16 protein-coding genes, 1 tRNA gene and 1 pseudogene are annotated in these 16,058 nt (G+C 62.0%); 7 read left to right on the plus strand and 11 right to left on the minus strand.

Annotated features, from left to right (window positions below):
- Window positions 1-6 precede the first annotated feature (6 nt).
- Window positions 7-1,158: a signal recognition particle-docking protein FtsY gene (ftsY, locus tag OKW41_RS42335; RefSeq protein ID WP_429576115.1), complete on the minus strand. Its 1,152-nt coding sequence runs from the start codon at window positions 1,156-1,158 to the stop codon at window positions 7-9.
- Window positions 1,159-1,408: 250 nt separating this feature from the next.
- Here ftsY and rsmD point away from each other — a divergent pair, with 250 nt between their 5' ends.
- The 3 genes and pseudogenes from rsmD to OKW41_RS42350 form a co-directional block, all read left to right on the plus strand.
- Complete coding sequence (rsmD, locus tag OKW41_RS42340; protein ID WP_429576116.1) at window positions 1,409-2,023, plus strand: 16S rRNA (guanine(966)-N(2))-methyltransferase RsmD; 615 nt, start codon at window positions 1,409-1,411, stop codon at window positions 2,021-2,023.
- A gap of 100 nt (window positions 2,024-2,123) precedes the next feature.
- A complete protein-coding gene (coaD, locus tag OKW41_RS42345) occupies window positions 2,124-2,633 on the plus strand; it encodes a pantetheine-phosphate adenylyltransferase (RefSeq protein ID WP_062125937.1) in 510 nt (169 codons plus the stop codon).
- Window positions 2,634-2,929: 296 nt separating this feature from the next.
- Window positions 2,930-3,090, plus strand: a pseudogene (locus OKW41_RS42350) (porin); the annotation flags it as partial.
- Window positions 3,091-3,125: 35 nt separating this feature from the next.
- Here the strand turns inward: OKW41_RS42350 and OKW41_RS42355 are convergent.
- Window positions 3,126-3,473, minus strand: a complete 348-nt coding sequence (locus tag OKW41_RS42355) for a winged helix-turn-helix domain-containing protein (protein WP_429453318.1) — start codon at window positions 3,471-3,473, stop codon at window positions 3,126-3,128.
- A 1,481-nt stretch (window positions 3,474-4,954) separates the two neighbouring features.
- Between OKW41_RS42355 and OKW41_RS42360 the strand changes: the two genes are divergently transcribed.
- Window positions 4,955-5,638: a hypothetical protein gene (locus OKW41_RS42360; RefSeq protein ID WP_429576117.1), complete on the plus strand. Its 684-nt coding sequence runs from the start codon at window positions 4,955-4,957 to the stop codon at window positions 5,636-5,638.
- Window positions 5,639-5,671: 33 nt separating this feature from the next.
- The gene (locus tag OKW41_RS42365; protein WP_429453312.1) at window positions 5,672-5,929 is read left to right on the plus strand and encodes a YfhL family 4Fe-4S dicluster ferredoxin; all 258 of its coding nucleotides are present in this window, start codon (window positions 5,672-5,674) and stop codon (window positions 5,927-5,929) included.
- Window positions 5,930-6,007: 78 nt separating this feature from the next.
- Here OKW41_RS42365 and hisC read toward each other — a convergent pair whose 3' ends face one another.
- From hisC to OKW41_RS42405, 8 genes are all read right to left on the minus strand, one after another.
- The gene (gene hisC / locus OKW41_RS42370) at window positions 6,008-7,087 is read right to left on the minus strand and encodes a histidinol-phosphate transaminase (protein ID WP_429453310.1); all 1,080 of its coding nucleotides are present in this window, start codon (window positions 7,085-7,087) and stop codon (window positions 6,008-6,010) included.
- 50 nt (window positions 7,088-7,137) lie between these two features.
- Window positions 7,138-7,743, minus strand: a complete 606-nt coding sequence (pth, locus tag OKW41_RS42375) for an aminoacyl-tRNA hydrolase (protein WP_429453308.1) — start codon at window positions 7,741-7,743, stop codon at window positions 7,138-7,140.
- A gap of 148 nt (window positions 7,744-7,891) precedes the next feature.
- Complete coding sequence (locus tag OKW41_RS42380; RefSeq protein WP_429453306.1) at window positions 7,892-8,509, minus strand: 50S ribosomal protein L25/general stress protein Ctc; 618 nt, start codon at window positions 8,507-8,509, stop codon at window positions 7,892-7,894.
- 163 nt (window positions 8,510-8,672) lie between these two features.
- Window positions 8,673-9,629 carry a ribose-phosphate pyrophosphokinase gene (locus tag OKW41_RS42385; protein ID WP_008921698.1) on the minus strand — a complete coding sequence of 319 codons (957 nt, stop codon included), beginning with the start codon at window positions 9,627-9,629 and terminating at the stop codon, window positions 8,673-8,675.
- 60 nt (window positions 9,630-9,689) lie between these two features.
- Window positions 9,690-9,766, minus strand: a tRNA-Gln gene (locus OKW41_RS42390).
- Between the two features lie 52 nt (window positions 9,767-9,818).
- Entirely contained in the window at window positions 9,819-10,700 is an 882-nt protein-coding gene (gene ispE, locus OKW41_RS42395) for a 4-(cytidine 5'-diphospho)-2-C-methyl-D-erythritol kinase (RefSeq protein WP_429453304.1), read from the minus strand.
- 89 nt (window positions 10,701-10,789) lie between these two features.
- Window positions 10,790-11,422 (minus strand): lipoprotein insertase outer membrane protein LolB, encoded by a 633-nt coding sequence (gene lolB, locus OKW41_RS42400; protein WP_429453302.1) that lies wholly within the window; start codon window positions 11,420-11,422, stop codon window positions 10,790-10,792.
- On the minus strand, window positions 11,422-13,263 hold the full coding sequence (locus OKW41_RS42405; protein WP_429453300.1) for a tetratricopeptide repeat protein: 1,842 nt from the start codon (window positions 13,261-13,263) through the stop codon (window positions 11,422-11,424). Before OKW41_RS42405 ends, lolB begins: the two co-directional genes overlap by 1 nt.
- Window positions 13,264-13,350: 87 nt before the next feature.
- On the opposite strand from OKW41_RS42405, the gene mutM reads away from it, so the two are divergent.
- The gene (mutM, locus tag OKW41_RS42410; protein ID WP_184053933.1) at window positions 13,351-14,181 is read left to right on the plus strand and encodes a bifunctional DNA-formamidopyrimidine glycosylase/DNA-(apurinic or apyrimidinic site) lyase; all 831 of its coding nucleotides are present in this window, start codon (window positions 13,351-13,353) and stop codon (window positions 14,179-14,181) included.
- A 7-nt stretch (window positions 14,182-14,188) separates the two neighbouring features.
- On the plus strand, window positions 14,189-15,322 hold the full coding sequence (gene mutY / locus OKW41_RS42415) for an A/G-specific adenine glycosylase (protein WP_429576118.1): 1,134 nt from the start codon (window positions 14,189-14,191) through the stop codon (window positions 15,320-15,322).
- 68 nt (window positions 15,323-15,390) lie between these two features.
- Here mutY and OKW41_RS42420 read toward each other — a convergent pair whose 3' ends face one another.
- The gene (locus tag OKW41_RS42420; RefSeq protein ID WP_013088324.1) at window positions 15,391-16,026 is read right to left on the minus strand and encodes an LON peptidase substrate-binding domain-containing protein; all 636 of its coding nucleotides are present in this window, start codon (window positions 16,024-16,026) and stop codon (window positions 15,391-15,393) included.
- Window positions 16,027-16,058: the final 32 nt, after the last annotated feature.

Here is a 16,058-nt window from a genome sequence, read left to right on the forward strand (position 1 = left end):
ACGCGATCAGCCGCCCAGTAGCGCGTCCGAAAACTCCTCCGCGCTGAACGGCTGCAGATCCTCGACCTTTTCGCCGACGCCGATGAAATACACCGGAATCGGCCGCTGCCGCGCGATCGCCGCGAGGATGCCGCCCTTCGCGGTGCCGTCGAGCTTGGTGACGATCAGGCCGGTGAGCCCGAGCGCGTCGTCGAACGCCTTGACCTGTGTGAGCGCGTTCTGGCCGGTGTTCGCGTCGATCACGAGCAGCACTTCGTGCGGCGCGCCGTCCTGCGCCTTGCCAATCACGCGCTTCACCTTACGCAGTTCTTCCATCAGATGCAGTTGCGTGGGCAGGCGGCCGGCCGTGTCGGCCATCATCACGTCGATCTTGCGCGCGCGCGCGGCGCCGAGCGCGTCGAAGATCACCGCGGCCGGGTCGCCGCTTTCCTGCGCGACCACGGTCACGTTGTTGCGCTGGCCCCACACGGCGAGTTGCTCGCGTGCGGCGGCGCGGAACGTGTCGCCGGCGGCGAGCAGCACCGATTGGTCAAAGCTCTGCAGATGCTTCGCGAGCTTGCCGATGCTCGTGGTTTTGCCCGCGCCGTTGACACCGGCGATCATCATCACGAGCGGTTGCGCGCGGCCGAGCATCAGCGATTTTTCGAGCGGCTTGAGCAACTCGACGAGCAGTGTGCGCAAGGCGGTTTTGACCTGCAGGGGGGCCGTCAGGCGTTCGCCGCGCACTTTTTCGCGCAGCGCTTCGAGCAGGAATTCGGTCGCCTCGACGCCGGCGTCAGACATCAGCAGCGCGGTTTCCAGTTCCTCGTACAGGTCCTCGTCGATCTTCGTGCCGACGAAAATGCCGGTCAGGTTCGAACTGGTTTTCGCGAGGCCGCTCTTCAGACGCGTAAGCCACGAGCGCTTCGCGCCGGCATCCTGCTCGGGCGGCGGGACGATTTCGACGGTGTCGAGCATGGCGTCTGGCGGCTCGGGCTGCGGCTCGATGATCGTCGTGGCCACAGGAGGAACGGGGGGCGCGGTAGGCTCGATCGGTTCGGCGGGCGCAACGGGCGCAACCTCGGCCTCGGGTGCCGCGCCGTCTTGCGCCGCCAGCGATTCGTCTGCGGCGGTATCGGACTCTTTCGAGCCCTTGAATCGTTTGAAAAAGCTGAACATGATCTGACGTATGGGAGAGCGCGCCGATGCGCGCAGCCGGCACGGGACCGGCGAAGCGGTGGGCAGCGCCGGGATGCGAAAAGGCGGGGCGCTGGCAGCCGCACATTTTATCAGGCGTGCCGCGGCGCGTCGTATCGGCCGCTCGGCCAGGCTGGACGCGCGCCAACCCTGTGGTAACGTGAGCGCTCCGGCCCGCGCGCATCGACGCCGCGGGCGTGTTCATCACCTGGCTGAAACTGCACGATACTGCATGCCTCGTTTAGCACCTTCACGCGCCGCTGGCGCTTCGTCCAAAAGTGGCAAACCGCATGCCATTCGCATCATCGGCGGCGACTGGAAACGCACGCCGCTGCCCGTGCTCGATCTGGACGGCTTGCGCCCGACGCCCGACCGCGTCCGCGAAACGCTGTTCAACTGGCTCGGCCAGCGTCTGGACGGCCAGCACTGCCTCGATCTGTTCGCTGGTAGTGGGGCGCTCGGCTTCGAGGCCGCGTCGCGCGGCGCCGCTCGCGTGCTGATGGTGGAGCGCCATGCGCGCGCTGCCGGCCAGTTGCGCGCAAACCAGCAGCGGCTCGATGCACGCATGATCGAAATCGCCGAGGCGGACGGGCTGCGTCTTGCGGCGAGTCTCGCGCCAGGCTCGTTCGACGTCGTGTTCCTCGATCCGCCGTTCGATGCCGACCTGCTCGGCAAGGCGCTCGCGGTGGCCGTGTCGCTCGTGCGTGCCGACGGCTATCTTTATGTCGAGGCAGGCGAAGCGCTCGAACCGGCCGCTCACGAGCCGCTGTCAGGCTGGGAACTCGTGCGGCAGGGCAAAGCGGGCGCTGTGCACTTTCATTTGCTGCAGCGCGAAAATAAGGAATAATGCGCGTTCCAAAAAAGGGCCGGGCGGTTTATCGTCATCCGCGCCGGTGCGAAATGTGTCGCCCGGACGTGCCCTTTTGTCTGAAGTGAGGAGAAGTCTCATGGTAGTCGCCGTGTACCCGGGCACGTTCGACCCGCTGACGCGCGGTCACGAAGACCTCGTTCGGCGCGCGTCGAGCATTTTCGACACGCTGGTGGTGGGTGTGGCCGACAGCCGTGCCAAGAAGCCGTTTTTCACTCTCCAGGAGCGCCTCGCGATTGCGCATGAGGTGCTCGGCCACTATCCGAACGTCCAGGTGATGAGCTTCAAGGGACTGCTGAAGGACTTCGTGCGGACCAACAACGCGCGGGTGATCGTCAGAGGGCTGCGCGCGGTGTCGGACTTCGAGTACGAGTTCCAGATGGCGGGCATGAACCGTTATCTACTGCCCGACGTCGAGACGATGTTCATGACGCCGTCCGATCAGTATCAGTTCATCTCGGGCACGATCGTGCGCGAGATTGCGCAATTGGGCGGCGACGTCAGCAAGTTCGTGTTCCCGTCCGTCGAAAAATGGCTGAAGGAGAAGGTCGCTTCGCTGGATCCGCAGGACGGCGCTCAGGGGACGTGAGCCAGAGTCGCGCGAATGCCGGGTTTGACGGATCAAGACCGGCCAGGCCTCGGTTATCGGCGCCAGGTGCATCGGTCGGCTGTTCTAAGTAATGTTGGCGAGCCGTATTGGCGGCGAACGTCGATCCTGTCGTTACGCAAGGGCATCACTGTATTCGATGGTTCGCGCAAGCTGCGATGTCAATGTTGATGCGAAGAACAAGAATTGTTTCTTCATCGCAAACGGGCCGATCATCAATAGTCACGCCGGCTTGTCAGGTTCCTGCGGAATCCTATCCGGAAAAAGTCACGGGCGTGGGCAATCGATATACCTTTGTCCAATTCGCCGAGTATGAACTGACGAAGCGCACCAGTACGGTACGATGGACTTCAACAGGGTGACAGGTGCCGCGTACGTGGAATTGCCGGGGCGGAGCAACCAGACGGGCATTGCAAGAGGAATGAGGAGTTTTTTCTAACCGGATAGTGCCGGCTTAACCGACGCTGAACAATGTCAGCTTCCCTTCGTGGCTTTGGCGAACGCCTCGGCAAGCTTGTCGAAGTGTCGGAGGGCCGCGGGCGTCAGCTCGACCTGTTTGCGGCGAGCGTCTTCGGTGTCGTTGAGCAGGAGCCAGCCCTTTTCGCGCATTGACGTGATACGGGCATGCAAGGTAGCCGGCGACCCCAGCGCACTTTGGGCCATCATGTCTCGAACCGACAGGCGTTCGTTTTTTTGCCTCATGCGAGCAACGAACTCCAGGATCTTTTCTTCGAGCGGATCGAGCGCGGGAAGTGAGGGAAGACCTCGCAGTGCTTCGGTCAATTGAAGAAATCGAAGATAGATATCAGCAGGGCGGGCCATGACCATCGCTCCAACGAAAACGCCGCTCACCCGAGCGCGGAAAGCGAACCTTGATGCTGCCCAGCGACAACCGGGCTTCCCTATTTTATCTCCATGTCCAGCTTACGTTTGCATTTGCTCCCGGTCGCGGGCACGGCCATCGCGTTCGCGCTGTCGCTCTGGATCGACCAGGAAGTCTTCACGCACATCGAGTTCGTCCGGGGCATGAACTGAATCTACCGGCCGTCAGGAGTCAGACTATTGAGCACCTTGCTTCTGGGGGGCGATGGCGCAATCGGCTTGCTATTAGCGAGCTGGCTCGTCGCCCTCTTCAATTTCTTCCCGCACGACCCTGTGCGGTCAATCGCCGGCGGAATTATCGCTACGGTGGCGCCGTATGCCTCGTACTCTTTTGCACGGGTATAAAAGGAAAAAGCAGGTTGAGCATGGGCTTTTGCCGTTATGCAACCGATCAAACGTAACCGACCGGTCGGCGCGAGCCAGAAAACCGGTCGGTCCGGACAGCGCGTTCCACGCGAACCATTTCTCTCAGGTTTGGCCGTTACAAAAACTATAACGATAAAGTCGCGCCTTGGCAAGGTTCGTGCGGGTGGTCAGCTCGAGCCGTCGCTGGAGGACGATTGGCTGCTTTCCGAAGGCGCATTCAACCGGTCGATGCAACACTATGATCGTCGATCAAGTGGCGAAGGCTGTAGGGCGCTACGTGCTCGTGGAGGATCGGCCAATCTACCGCGAGTAGCGGAATCGTTGGGTCTTTCCGACACCAGTACGCAACAAATCGCGCCCAGCCCCCGAGAAACATTCCCTTGCCAGAACTCAGCAGACACGGAGGGCGAGCGACAGGCGGAACCAGCATCCGCGGCATTCCCGCCGCCAGGGTTTCAAGGGCGTCCGACGATTCGTGTGACGCCAGCAGACTGTCCTCGATATCAGACAGGTATCGACGTACTTCTTCTGCGACGCATGTGCTGCGAAGTTCCAGGTAAGAGGCGCGGACTTCATCAAGTACTGAAGTGGGCACACACGAATAATTGGAGCCACCCAGCCTTTCCAAAGCAGCGCGCCTGACGAAGTCAGGAAGCGCCCCCAACCTTGTTTCGCAGCCGAGCAACGCATCTTGAAAGACGGGATAGCACGCGAGCCATGCAGCAGGCGGGCGGCCTACTGGTCGGCGTGCCGATAGCCACCGGTTCGTCCGGATAGCGCGTTCCGTTCCAGCCTGTTCTCTCAGGTTCATCGCTATAAAAAGCATATCAATATGGACACAGCTCTGCATGCTTGTCGAGCCGGGCATAAAGCTATACATGGGTTTTCGGTCGCGTCGCGCAGAACTTGAGGGCCTCGCGAAATTTTTTCCGTGAGCGTCACGATATCTGTGACCGAAAGCCTGCTGCTTGTGCTCGCGGAACGCCATACGGGCACGCTATGATGCATTCGGCAAAAGCAACCGAGGATGGCTCACCGCAATGTCTAGCTTACGTTTGCATTTTTGGTCGATCGCTGGGACCCTGATCGCGTTCCTGGCGTCGCTGTGGATCAATCAGGAGGTGTTTACGCACACGTCTTTCGTGCGAGGCGTCAACTGGATTTTCCTGCCGTCCGGTGTTCGGCTTCTCAGCACGTTGCTGGTTGGGTTCGATGGTGCACTCGGCCTGCTGCTTGCCGGACTGATTACAGACTTTCTGTACTGGTTTCCGCATGACCCGGTGCGTGCAATAGCAGGCGCTTTGCTTGGGTCACTGGCACCGTATCTGGTCTACAGGTTTGCGCTCGAGTATTTCGATCTGCGCGCATCGCTGACGAACCTGACGCCGAAGCGGCTGCTTGTTCTGGCTGTCGCCTATTCGGGAGCAAATACGCTGTTTCACCACCTGTGGTTCGCGCTGGCCGGTACGACGAAGAACTGGTTCGAAAGCTTCTTCACGATGTTTGTGGGTGATCTGGCCGGCGCGCTAATCATTCTGTATGTGATCAAGGCACTGCTGGCCTTGTTGCCGAAACAGCCCGGCAATTCCCGCGTCTCGAATGGCATGTTCAGCATCCAGTTGGCGTTGAACAACGCATACGCCAACCAGTTTGCGACGAAGGCTACCTGGCCGAGAAGCGCAGCCGTCCATGATCCTGGCGTGGCATTGCACGGCCGTGCGGGGGTGGAAAAGCTATAATGTTTTGTTTCCTCTTGCAAAGTTGGTGGCGGCATGGCCCTGATGATTACCGACGAGTGCATCAATTGCGACGTCTGCGAGCCCGAGTGCCCGAACGACGCGATTTCGATGGGCCCGGAAATCTATGTGATCGACCCGAAGAAGTGCACCGAGTGCGTCGGTCATTTCGACGAGCCGCAATGCGTTCAGGTGTGTCCGGTCGAGTGCATCCCGCGTGATCCGAACCACTTGGAAACGCGCGAAGGTTTGATGGCGAAATATCACGCGTTGCAGGCCGCCAAGGGCACCTGACGTTCGCGGGTGACGCGCAAAAGAAAACGGCGAAGGCTTGCGGGCCTTCGCCGTTTTTTTTGGGGGGCGGCGTTTCCGTTATCCGACGTAAGCGCTGAAAATGCCGCGCAAAGCGTCGAGCAGTATGTCGCATTCGGCGTCGGTGCCGACCGAGATCCGCAAATGCTGGTCGATGCGCGGCGCGTTGAAATGCCGCACGAAAATTTCCTTTTGCCGCAGCCGCGACGCGAGCGTCGCCGCGTCGTACCCCTCATGCCGCGCGAACAGCAGATTCGCCGCCGATGGCACCACCTCGAAGCCGAGCGCGGTCAATTCCGCCGCAAGCCGTTCGCGGCTCGCGATCACCTTCGCGCAGCATTCGCGAAACCACGCGTCGTCTTCATAGGCAGCGGTGGCCGCGACTTGCGCGAGGCGGTCGAGCGGGTACGAATTGAAGCTGTCCTTCACGCGATTGAGCGCATCGATCAACGCAGGATCGCCGAACGCAAAGCCGACGCGCATGCCGGCGAGCGAACGCGACTTCGACACGGTCTGCACGACGAGCAGATTCGGATAGCGCGCGATCAGCGCAATCGCCGACTCGGCGCCGAAGTCGACATACGCTTCGTCAATCACCACGACCGAATCAGGATGGCTCGCGACGAGGCGTTCGATTTCCGCGAGCGGCAGCGGCCGGCCGGTCGGCGCGTTCGGATTCGGAAATAGGATGCCGCTGTTGTGCACCGTGTAGTCGTCGACGTTGATCGCGAAGCTGTCGTCGAGGGGGATGGTCCGGTAGTCGACCTCGAACAGCTTCGCGTAGGTCGGATAGAAGCTGTAAGTGATGTCGGGAAAAAGCAGCGGCTTGTCGTGCTTGAGCAAGGCCTGGAACGTTAGCGCGAGTACCTCGTCCGAGCCGTTGCCCGCGAACACCTGCTCGGCGCGGATGCCGTGATACGCGGCGACCGTTTCGCGCAGTTTGCGTGCGCTCGGATCGGGATAGCGGCGCAGTGCGTCGGCCGTGTCGCCGAGCTCGCGGCGGATCGCGTCTAGCACGCGCGGCGACGGCGGATACGGATTCTCGTTGGTATTCAGCTTCACCGGATGCGCGAGCGCGGGCTGCTCGCCCGGCACGTACGGCGTCAGACGGTGAACGATGTCGCTCCAGTAGCGGCTCAAGCGATTCTCCTTGCGGGGCCGATTGCGGGTGTCGATGAGTGTGGCGCGCGTCAGCTGTTGTTGCGATGCAGTTGCATCATTGCGCGTTCGAGCTCGCCCTTGATGATCTGTGGCATCACCGCGAGCGCGCGTTCGATCGACGCGTCGATGACCGCCTGCTCTTCTCGCCGCGGCGGCTTCAGCACATAGTTCGCGACGTCCAGCTTCGCGCCGGCGCGCGCGCTTTCGGGAATCAGATCGCGCGGATGGCCGATGCCGATCCGCAGCCGCCAGTATTGCTGCGACGACAGATGCGCGCTGATGTCCTTCAGCCCATTATGCCCGCCGCTGCCGCCGCCGAGCTTCAGCTTGACGCTGCCGGGTGGCATGTCGAGCTCGTCGTGCGCGACGAGGATCTCGTCGGGAAGAATCTTGAAGAATTGCGCGAGCGCGACGACCGATTGACCAGAGCGGTTCATGTAGGTTTGCGGCTCGAGCAGATGCACTTCCTCGCCATGCAACCGCGCTTTCGCGTAAAAGCCGTGAAAGCGCCGCTCGTCGCGCAGCGCGGTGCCAGCCTCGCGCGCGAGTTGATCGACCAGCCAGCAGCCGGCGTTGTGACGCGTCGCGGTGTATTCGGCGCCCGGATTGCCGAGCCCGACGATCAGCTTGATCATGATTGCGTGAGTCCACCAAGTCCGGAAGTGAAACGTACCGGACTAGAAAAGCCGAAAAAAAACCCGCCAGGGCGAACCTCGGCGGGTCACATCGACCGTTTCATAGGAAACGGATCGAGAGGATTGCTTGCTTCGAACCGGAAGGCTCTTAAGCAGCCGGCGTTTCGCCGCCTTCAGCAGCAGCAGCGTCTTCAGCGATTGCGCCAGCGGGGATCGTTGCAGCAGCGACCACCGGGTTTTCCGCGTCGACGTGGGCCACGAGCGCCACACCTGCCGGCAACGGGATGTCCTTCGCGTGAACCGATTGACCTGCTTCGATCTTCGCGAGGTCGACTTCGATGAACTCCGGCAGTGCCGACGGCAAGCACTCGATTTCGATTTCGTTGAGGATGTGCGAAATCACCGCGCTCGACAGTTTCACTGCCGGGTTGGTTTCCTGGTTCATGAAGTGCAGCGGCACCTTGGTGTGCAGCTTCTTCGACGCGTCGACGCGCTGGAAGTCCACGTGCAGCACGAGCTGACGGAACGGGTGGTATTGCACGTCGCGCAGCAGAACCTGTTGCGACTTGCCTGCCACTTCCAGATCGAGGATCGACGAGTGGAAAACTTCTTTCTTCAGCGCGTGCCACAGGGCGTTGTGATCGAGTTCGATCAGTTGCGTGTCAGCGCCGGCGCCATAAACGATACCCGGGGTCTTGCCCGAGTTACGCAGGCGGCGGCTCGCACCCGTACCTTGCAGGGAACGCTCGAAAGCGACTACTTTCATTTTGAATCTCCAATGCACTGCCCGCGACCAGGCAGTAAAAACAGGGCCTCGAAGCCGTAATGGCTGAGGCCCAGGATAGCGGCAAGAACCTTCGTTCGTTCATGCCGATTGTGCCAAAACGCCGCGTGTCGCATGAAGCGGTACGCGGTGTCTTCGCAAATACTTAACTCTCAGCGAACAGCGACATCACCGAATCGCCGCGGCGGATGCGCGAGAACGTTTCGGCGAGCAAACCGGCGCTCGTCAGCGAACGGATCTTCGCGCACGAACGGGCTTCTTCGCCGAGCGGAATCGTGTCCGTGACAACGAGTTCGTCGAGTGCGGAAGCGGCGATACGCTCACCCGCGCCGCCCGACAGAACCGGGTGGGTGGCGTACGCGAATACCTGCTTCGCGCCGCGTTCCTTCAGAACCTGCGCGGCCTTGCACAGCGTGCCAGCCGTGTCGACCATGTCGTCCATGATCACGCAGGTGCGGCCTTCGACTTCACCGATGATGTTCATCACTTCGGCGACGTTCGCCTTCGGGCGACGCTTGTCGATGATCGCGAGATCGCAATTGAGTTGCTTCGCCAATGCACGGGCGCGGACCACACCGCCGACGTCCGGCGAAACTACCATCAGGTTGTCGTAGTTCTGCTTGCGCAGATCCCCGAGCAGCACGGGCGTTGCGTAGATGTTGTCGACCGGGATGTCGAAGAAGCCTTGAATCTGGTCGGCGTGCAGATCCATCGTGATGATCCGCTCGACGCCGGCGATTTCCAGCATGTTCGCCACGACCTTAGCCGAGATGGCGACGCGCGCCGAACGCGGGCGACGATCCTGACGGGCATAACCGAAGTAGGGGATGGCTGCGGTGATCCGGCCTGCGGATGCGCGCTTGAGCGCATCGACCATGATCATCAGTTCCATCAGATTGTCGTTAGTCGGCGCACACGTGGATTGCAGGACGAAGACATCCTTGCCGCGCACGTTTTCCTGAATCTCGACTTGGATTTCACCGTCCGAGAAACGGCTAACCATTGCTTTGCCGAGGGGAATACCGAGGTTTTTGACGACTTCCTGTGCAAGCGCGGGATTTGCGTTGCCAGTAAAAACCATCAGGCCGTCATGGCTGCTCATCGTGCACCTACTTCAGGCTGGGGGCGGGAGAAATGCGATACAGCGAACTACGAGAATTTTTGGCAGGGGAGAAAGGATTCGAACCTTTGCATGCCGGAATCAAAATCCGGTGCCTTAACCAGCTTGGCGACTCCCCTACACTAACTTTGAGCTCCGCCGAACGTGGAGTTTCGTTCGACGATGCAAAACTTATGACGCGAAAGCAAAGAGTGGATGCTGATCCAAGCCCGCTGCTACTGCACTGTTCCACTCGCCGGGCAGTTTGGCTTGCGCCGCTTCTGCTTCAGCTTTGCTACGGAACGCTGCAAAAACACTGGCACCCGATCCGGACATCCGCGCTGGCGCGATGCTTCCAAACCACCGCAACACTTGCGCTACTTCCGCGTACTTTCCTACGACAACCTGCTGCATGTCATTCCGGCCGAAGCTTTCTGGCCACTCAGTGTTGCAGCTGAGTTCTGCGGGAAAGTCGGTAATTATGAGGGGCTTTGTATCTCTTGTCAACGCTTTTTCGGAAAAAATCGCTGCAGTCGGAACCTGCACCCTCGGCGTCACTATCAGGAAGTGACGCGGCGGCAATTGTACAACGTCTAATGATTCTCCGACACCCTCTGCAAACGCATTTTTTCCAAATACGAAGAAAGGCACGTCCGCGCCGAGTTTCAACGCAAGATCCTGCAACTCCTGACGTGGCAGATCGAGCTTCCACAGGCGATTGAGCGCGAGCAGCGTCGTCGCCGCATCGGAACTGCCGCCGCCGAGGCCCGCGCCCATCGGCAGGCGCTTGTCGATTTCGATATCGACGCCTTCGCGGGAGCCCGTATGTACCTTCAGCAACGTCGCGGCGCGTACGGTCAGGTCATGCTCGGGTGGCACGTCGGCGATTTCGGTGCGGCGCGTGATGAGACCGTCGTCGCGTCGCGTGAAGTGCAGCGTGTCGCCCCAGTCAAGCAACTGGAAGACCGTCTGCAGCGTGTGATAACCATCCGGCCGACGGCCGGTGATGTGCAGGAAGAGATTGAGTTTCGCTGGCGCGAGACAGTCGCGCAGCGAATTGGTTGTTTCGATCATGAGTGAAGGCTACATGCGCCACGGGGGCGCCAAACGGGTAGCAAGGTTACGTGAGCGGATGCTGGGACAAAAGGCCCAGCAAGAACGACTCACTGATCCAGCACGAGCTTGATGTCGAGTGGCGGCTCCGAGCGGCTCAGATTGAGGCGCTTCACGCCGGTGGCTGGTGCATCGGCATAGGCCACATAGTCGATCGTCCAGCCGTCCTGGGTGATCTGCTTCAGGCGCGACGGTTGCTCCGGATCCTTCTCGGTCTTCGCGCGCGAAGTCGGCGCCGGCGACGGTTGCAGCCAGTAGCGCAACCCTTCGACCGGCAGCGTGAAGCCGAGCGCGTTCTGCATCAGCGTCGACACGTTATCGGCGGTGAGCGGCTGGCGGTTCGGCAATTCGAGCGTGGCCGAAGCCGGCGACGAAGTCACGATGGCCAGCGTCTGGCCAAGCGGATTGCGCAACTGCAGCGTGACGGTGTCGCCCGTTTCGTGCCACGAGAAATTGCCGTAAGCGTTGCGCTGCTGGCCGTTCTGATCGTTGTATTGGATCGCGAAGCGGCCCTGATACGAGCGGCTCGTCTGCGCGGTGACTTCGGTGGCGGCGTTCGACGTGGACGGCCCCTGCGGCTTCACCGACGCGCAGCCGGCCAGCGCGACAACCGCCGCCGCCGCGAAACCAACCGCCATGCCGCGCGGCGCCCTGGAAAAAGAAATCAAACGGGAAAGACGCATCAAAGATCGTTTACCTGAAGACGTTGCAACGTTTTGACGAGAGTCTCGTTGTCGGGTTCGAGCTTGCGAGCCTCGCGAAACGCGGCGCGCGCCTGTTCCTGCTCGCCGGCCTTCCACAGCACTTCGCCGAGGTGCGCGCCGATTTCCGCGTTCGGCTGGAGGCTGTATGCCTTGCGCAGCAGCTTGATCGCATCGGCCGTGTTACCCATCCGGTACTTGACCCAGCCGACGCTGTCCATGATGAACGCATCGTTCGGTGCGAGCGCCGAGGCCTTCTCGACCAGCTTGTCCGCCTCTGGCAGGCGCTGGTTGCGATCTGCGAGCGAATAGCCGAGCGCGTTATAGGCCTGCGGATTGTCCGGCTGCGTCTGCATCAGCTTGCGCAGCTGCGCTTCCATGATGTCGTAATGGCCGGTTTTCTCGGCGGCCATCGCGTAGTCGTAGGTGAGGTCGGGGTCGTCGGGAAAGCTCGCCGTGGCTTGCTGCAGACGCGCTTCGGCCTCCGGGTAGCGCTTCGCGTCGAACAGGATCGCCGCATCGGTGCGCGCGATCAGTGCCACATCACGCGGATCGGAGGTCTGCAAGTTGGAGAGCAACTGGCGCGCCTCCTCCGTCTTGCCCTGTTTCGCGAGCAGTTGTGCGTGGGTAATCTGCGCGGCCAGGTATTGTTGACTCGCTGGCGAGATCTTGTTCAGCCAGTCGCTCGCGGCCGCCTCATTCTTCTGTTCGAGCGCTAGCTGCGCGAGGTAGATGTAGCCCTGGCCCGCATCGGCACCGGGCGTCTTCTCGGCCTGCTGCGCGTACTGCACCAGATACGTCTGCGCTTCGGGGAGATTCTTCTGCTGGATCTTGATCAGCGCGAGCGCCATCAACGGTGTCAAGTCGTTGGGGTTTGCCTTGCGCATGAGCTCGAACTGCTTCTGCGCGTCGTCGAGACGGTCGCTGGCAAGATACATCTGCGCCAGCGCGAGCCGTGCGTCATGCGATTTCGGATTCTGCTGCACGTACTTTTCGAGCGACGCGATGCCTTCCTTGCGCTCCTCCGGACCCATTTGCGACAGCATCAACGCCGCCGGCAGATAGTCGGGCTTGATCGTGAGCGCCTGCTCGAGCGACTTGTGCGCGCCCGGCGCGTCGTCGGCCAGCAGCTGCTGACGTGCGAGGGCCAGTTGCGCCTCCGGCCGGTTCATGTCGTTCTTCAGCAGGTCCTGCAACACGTGCAGGCCACCGACGCGGTTCGGGCCGCGCGACAACAGCAGTTGCAGCGCGAGGATCGCGCTGCCGCGATTTTCCTCGGGTACGTTCGCCAGTTCTTGCGACAGGATCGGCGACGCATCGTCGGGCCTGCCAGACAGCACGAGCAGCGACGCGTCGAGCTGGGCGGCGCGTTCCGAACTCGGCGCGTACTGTTGCCACAGTTGCGCGGCGGCGAGCGCGTCCGACGGGCTCTGCGCCGCCAGCGCGATTTCGGTGGCGCGTTGCGCCATGCGCGGGTCGTGAGTATCGCGCGCGAGAGCGAGGTAGGTCTGATAGGCCGGTGCCGGCTGGTCGCGCTGCAGCGCGATCTCGGCGGCCAGCACCTGAAAGACGATCTGGCTCGACAGCGGTACGCCGGGCAGCGACTTTTCTTCTTCAGATGTTGCCGGACCCAGCGGGTCCGGCATCGTGACCGACGTGTCGTCGGAATCCGGCGACGGGTCCTGCGCATGCGCGGGCACGGCGGCCAGCGCCCACAATCCGAGCGCGGCTGCACCGAGCATCCGGCGAGCGAACACGGCGAGCGACACGTTGGACACGCGCGCGCGGCGCTTTGATAGCAGCTTCACGAAGGACACGTTCATGGAAATCCGTTCAATGTTTCAGTCGATTGTAACGCGCTCGCTACAATACGCGCACAACCACTCACGCAAGTAGCAGACCAATCAGCCATGCCAGAGTTGCCAGAAGTCGAGGTTACCCGACGGGGGATCGAACCGTATGTGTCCGGGCGCAAGGTTGAGCGCGTCGACGTGCGGACGGCCGCGCTGCGCTGGCCAATTCCGGCCGACCTTGCGAAAACCTTGCGCGGTCACGTGGTGCGCAAAGTCGAGCGACGCGGCAAGTATTTGCTGTTCGAAATCGACGCAGGGTGGTTCATCGTCCACCTCGGCATGACGGGCACGTTGCGCGTTCTGCGTCATGTGCCGCATCCGCCTGCCGCGGCGAAGCACGATCACGTCGACTGGATCTTCGACGACTTTATCCTGCGCTATCGTGATCCCCGCCGCTTCGGCGCGGTGCTGTGGCATCCGCGCGAAGCAGGCGACATCCTCGAACATCCGCTGCTCGCGAGCCTTGGCGTCGAGCCTTTCTCGCCGGCTTTTTCGGGCGCGCTGATGCATCGGGTGACGCGCGGGCGCAAGGTGTCGGTGAAGCAGGCGCTGCTGGCGGGGGACATCGTGGTCGGCGTGGGCAATATCTACGCGTCGGAGAGTCTGTTTCGCGCGGGCATCCGGCCGACCACCGCGGCGGGCCGCGTGTCGCTCGTGCGTTATGAACTGCTGGCCGATGCCGTGCGCGTGACGCTCGCCGCCGCGATCGACAAGGGCGGCAGCACGCTGCGTGATTTCGTAGGCAGCGACGGCGAAAGCGGCTATTTTCAGCTCGACTACTTCGTCTATGATCGCGCTGGCCTGCCATGCCGCGTGTGTGGAACGCCAATCAAACAGATCGTGCAGGGGCAACGCTCCACGTACTTCTGTCCCACTTGCCAGCGCTAGAGTCTCGATGCCTTCCCGCCTGACCCCAACGACCGGCGCGCGCTCGAGCGCGTCCGACACCACGCCCGCGTTTGCGCCGATGCCCGAGTTTTCCGCGCGGCTGATCGCGTGGCAGCGCCAGCACGGCCGCCACGATCTGCCGTGGCAGAACACGCGCGATCCGTATCGCATCTGGCTGTCCGAAATCATGCTGCAGCAGACCCAGGTGTCGACGGTGATTCCGTACTACGCGAAATTTCTCGCGCGTTTCCCGAATGTCGCCGCGCTCGCCGCCGCGCCGTCCGATGACGTGATGGCGCTGTGGGCCGGCCTCGGCTACTACACGCGCGCGCGCAATCTGCATCGCTGCGCGCAGGTCGTCGTCGAGCAGCATGGCGGCGCGTTTCCCGCGTCGGTCGATGAGCTCGCCGAGTTGCCCGGCATTGGCCGCTCGACGGCCGCGGCGATCGCATCGTTCGCGTTCGGCGCGCGCGCGACGATTCTCGACGGCAACGTGAAGCGCGTGCTTGCGCGCGTATTCGGCGTCGAAGGCTTTCCGGGCGAGAAGAAAGTCGAGAATGCAATGTGGACGCTCGCGGAATCACTGCTGCCGTCGAATGCGTCGAACGCGGAGGTCAGCGGGTACACGCAGGGCTTGATGGATATCGGCGCGACATTGTGCGTGCGTGGCAAACCCCATTGCTCGCGCTGTCCGTTCGCGCCGGACTGCGTCGCCAACGTCACCGGACGTCAACGTGAATTGCCGACCGCGCGCCCGAAGAAAGCGGTGCCGACACGCCGTACGTGGATGCTGGTGCTGCGCGACGGCAATGCGGTGATGCTCGAGCGGCGTCCACCGTCGGGCATCTGGGGTGGTCTGTGGAGTCTGCCCGAAGCTGCCGACGAAGCATCGCTGGCCGAGCGGGCGCGCGCGTTCGGCGGCGACGGCGAAGTGTCCGCGCTCGCGTCGTTCTCACACGTATTCACGCATTTCAAGCTCGATATCGAACCGCGGCTTGCGGAGTTTGATCGCGGTGTCGGCGCCCTGGCCGCGCTCAACGATGCGGACACCGCATGGGTTGCGCTCAGCGATCTGGATTCGTTCGGCGTGCCGGCGCCGGTACGCAAGCTGCTCGCCAGTCTGCATGGTTCGTTGCTCTAGCGGAATGGATCGGAGGTGCTGAGCGGGCGACTTGGGTCCGGCGCGGCAGCCTTCACGACTTCAGGATTTCACAGCAACTGATGCTGTTGCATGTAGTGATGCACGACGTCGATGCGCGCGCCGGCATCGGTTAATTCCATCAGCTTTTGCCGTGCGCGCAACGCGATTGGCAGCACCTCGGCGAGACGGTTCGACACCCACGACGGATCGTCGAGCCGGAACGGCTCGGCGAACGGTAGGCTGTCCGGATCGCGTTCGCGGATCGTTGCGATGATCCGCTCGAGCACTTCCGCGCACGCGCCGAATTTGGCCAATAGCTCATTGCCCTCGAGCGGGAGATCATCGGCGAGCGGCTCGGCCATGCCGACCAGCAGACCGCTCGCTTCGACGCGATGCGATAACAGACGAAAGCGCTTCGTGCCGCGTGCGCGAATCAGCAGCATGCCGAATGCTTCGACGTCGCACTCGTCGATTTCGGCGAGACAGCCGATCGTTTCGGGTACCGAAGGTTCTTCCTCGCGCGCGACTTCGGCGCCGCTTTTCAGCATACAAACGCCGAACGGTGTTTTTTCGCGCAGACAGTCGCGCGCCATGTCGAGGTAGCGTGCTTCGAAGATTTTGAGCGGCAGCAAGCCATCGGGAAATAGCACCGTATGCAGCGGAAACAGCGGCAAATCGGCGTACACAGTAGGCGTAGAGGACATGGCGCAACGCTTCGGGTTAAGGCCGCGCGATG

The organism is Paraburkholderia sp. UCT70, assembly GCF_050434085.1.
Classification (GTDB): domain Bacteria; phylum Pseudomonadota; class Gammaproteobacteria; order Burkholderiales; family Burkholderiaceae; genus Paraburkholderia; species Paraburkholderia tuberum.

Coding starts and splice junctions, on each gene's coding strand:
- ftsY (WP_429576115.1), bottom strand. CDS start 1,158: ATGTTCAGCTTTTTCAAACGATTCAAGGGCTCGAAAGAGTCCGATACC.
- rsmD (WP_429576116.1), top strand. CDS start 1,409: ATGCCTCGTTTAGCACCTTCACGCGCCGCTGGCGCTTCGTCCAAAAGT.
- coaD (WP_062125937.1), top strand. CDS start 2,124: ATGGTAGTCGCCGTGTACCCGGGCACGTTCGACCCGCTGACGCGCGGT.
- OKW41_RS42355 (WP_429453318.1), bottom strand. CDS start 3,473: ATGGCCCGCCCTGCTGATATCTATCTTCGATTTCTTCAATTGACCGAA.
- OKW41_RS42365 (WP_429453312.1), top strand. CDS start 5,672: ATGGCCCTGATGATTACCGACGAGTGCATCAATTGCGACGTCTGCGAG.
- pth (WP_429453308.1), bottom strand. CDS start 7,743: ATGATCAAGCTGATCGTCGGGCTCGGCAATCCGGGCGCCGAATACACC.
- OKW41_RS42380 (WP_429453306.1), bottom strand. CDS start 8,509: ATGAAAGTAGTCGCTTTCGAGCGTTCCCTGCAAGGTACGGGTGCGAGC.
- OKW41_RS42385 (WP_008921698.1), bottom strand. CDS start 9,629: ATGAGCAGCCATGACGGCCTGATGGTTTTTACTGGCAACGCAAATCCC.
- ispE (WP_429453304.1), bottom strand. CDS start 10,700: ATGATCGAAACAACCAATTCGCTGCGCGACTGTCTCGCGCCAGCGAAA.
- lolB (WP_429453302.1), bottom strand. CDS start 11,422: ATGCGTCTTTCCCGTTTGATTTCTTTTTCCAGGGCGCCGCGCGGCATG.
- OKW41_RS42405 (WP_429453300.1), bottom strand. CDS start 13,263: ATGAACGTGTCCTTCGTGAAGCTGCTATCAAAGCGCCGCGCGCGCGTG.
- mutM (WP_184053933.1), top strand. CDS start 13,351: ATGCCAGAGTTGCCAGAAGTCGAGGTTACCCGACGGGGGATCGAACCG.
- mutY (WP_429576118.1), top strand. CDS start 14,189: ATGCCTTCCCGCCTGACCCCAACGACCGGCGCGCGCTCGAGCGCGTCC.
- OKW41_RS42420 (WP_013088324.1), bottom strand. CDS start 16,026: ATGTCCTCTACGCCTACTGTGTACGCCGATTTGCCGCTGTTTCCGCTG.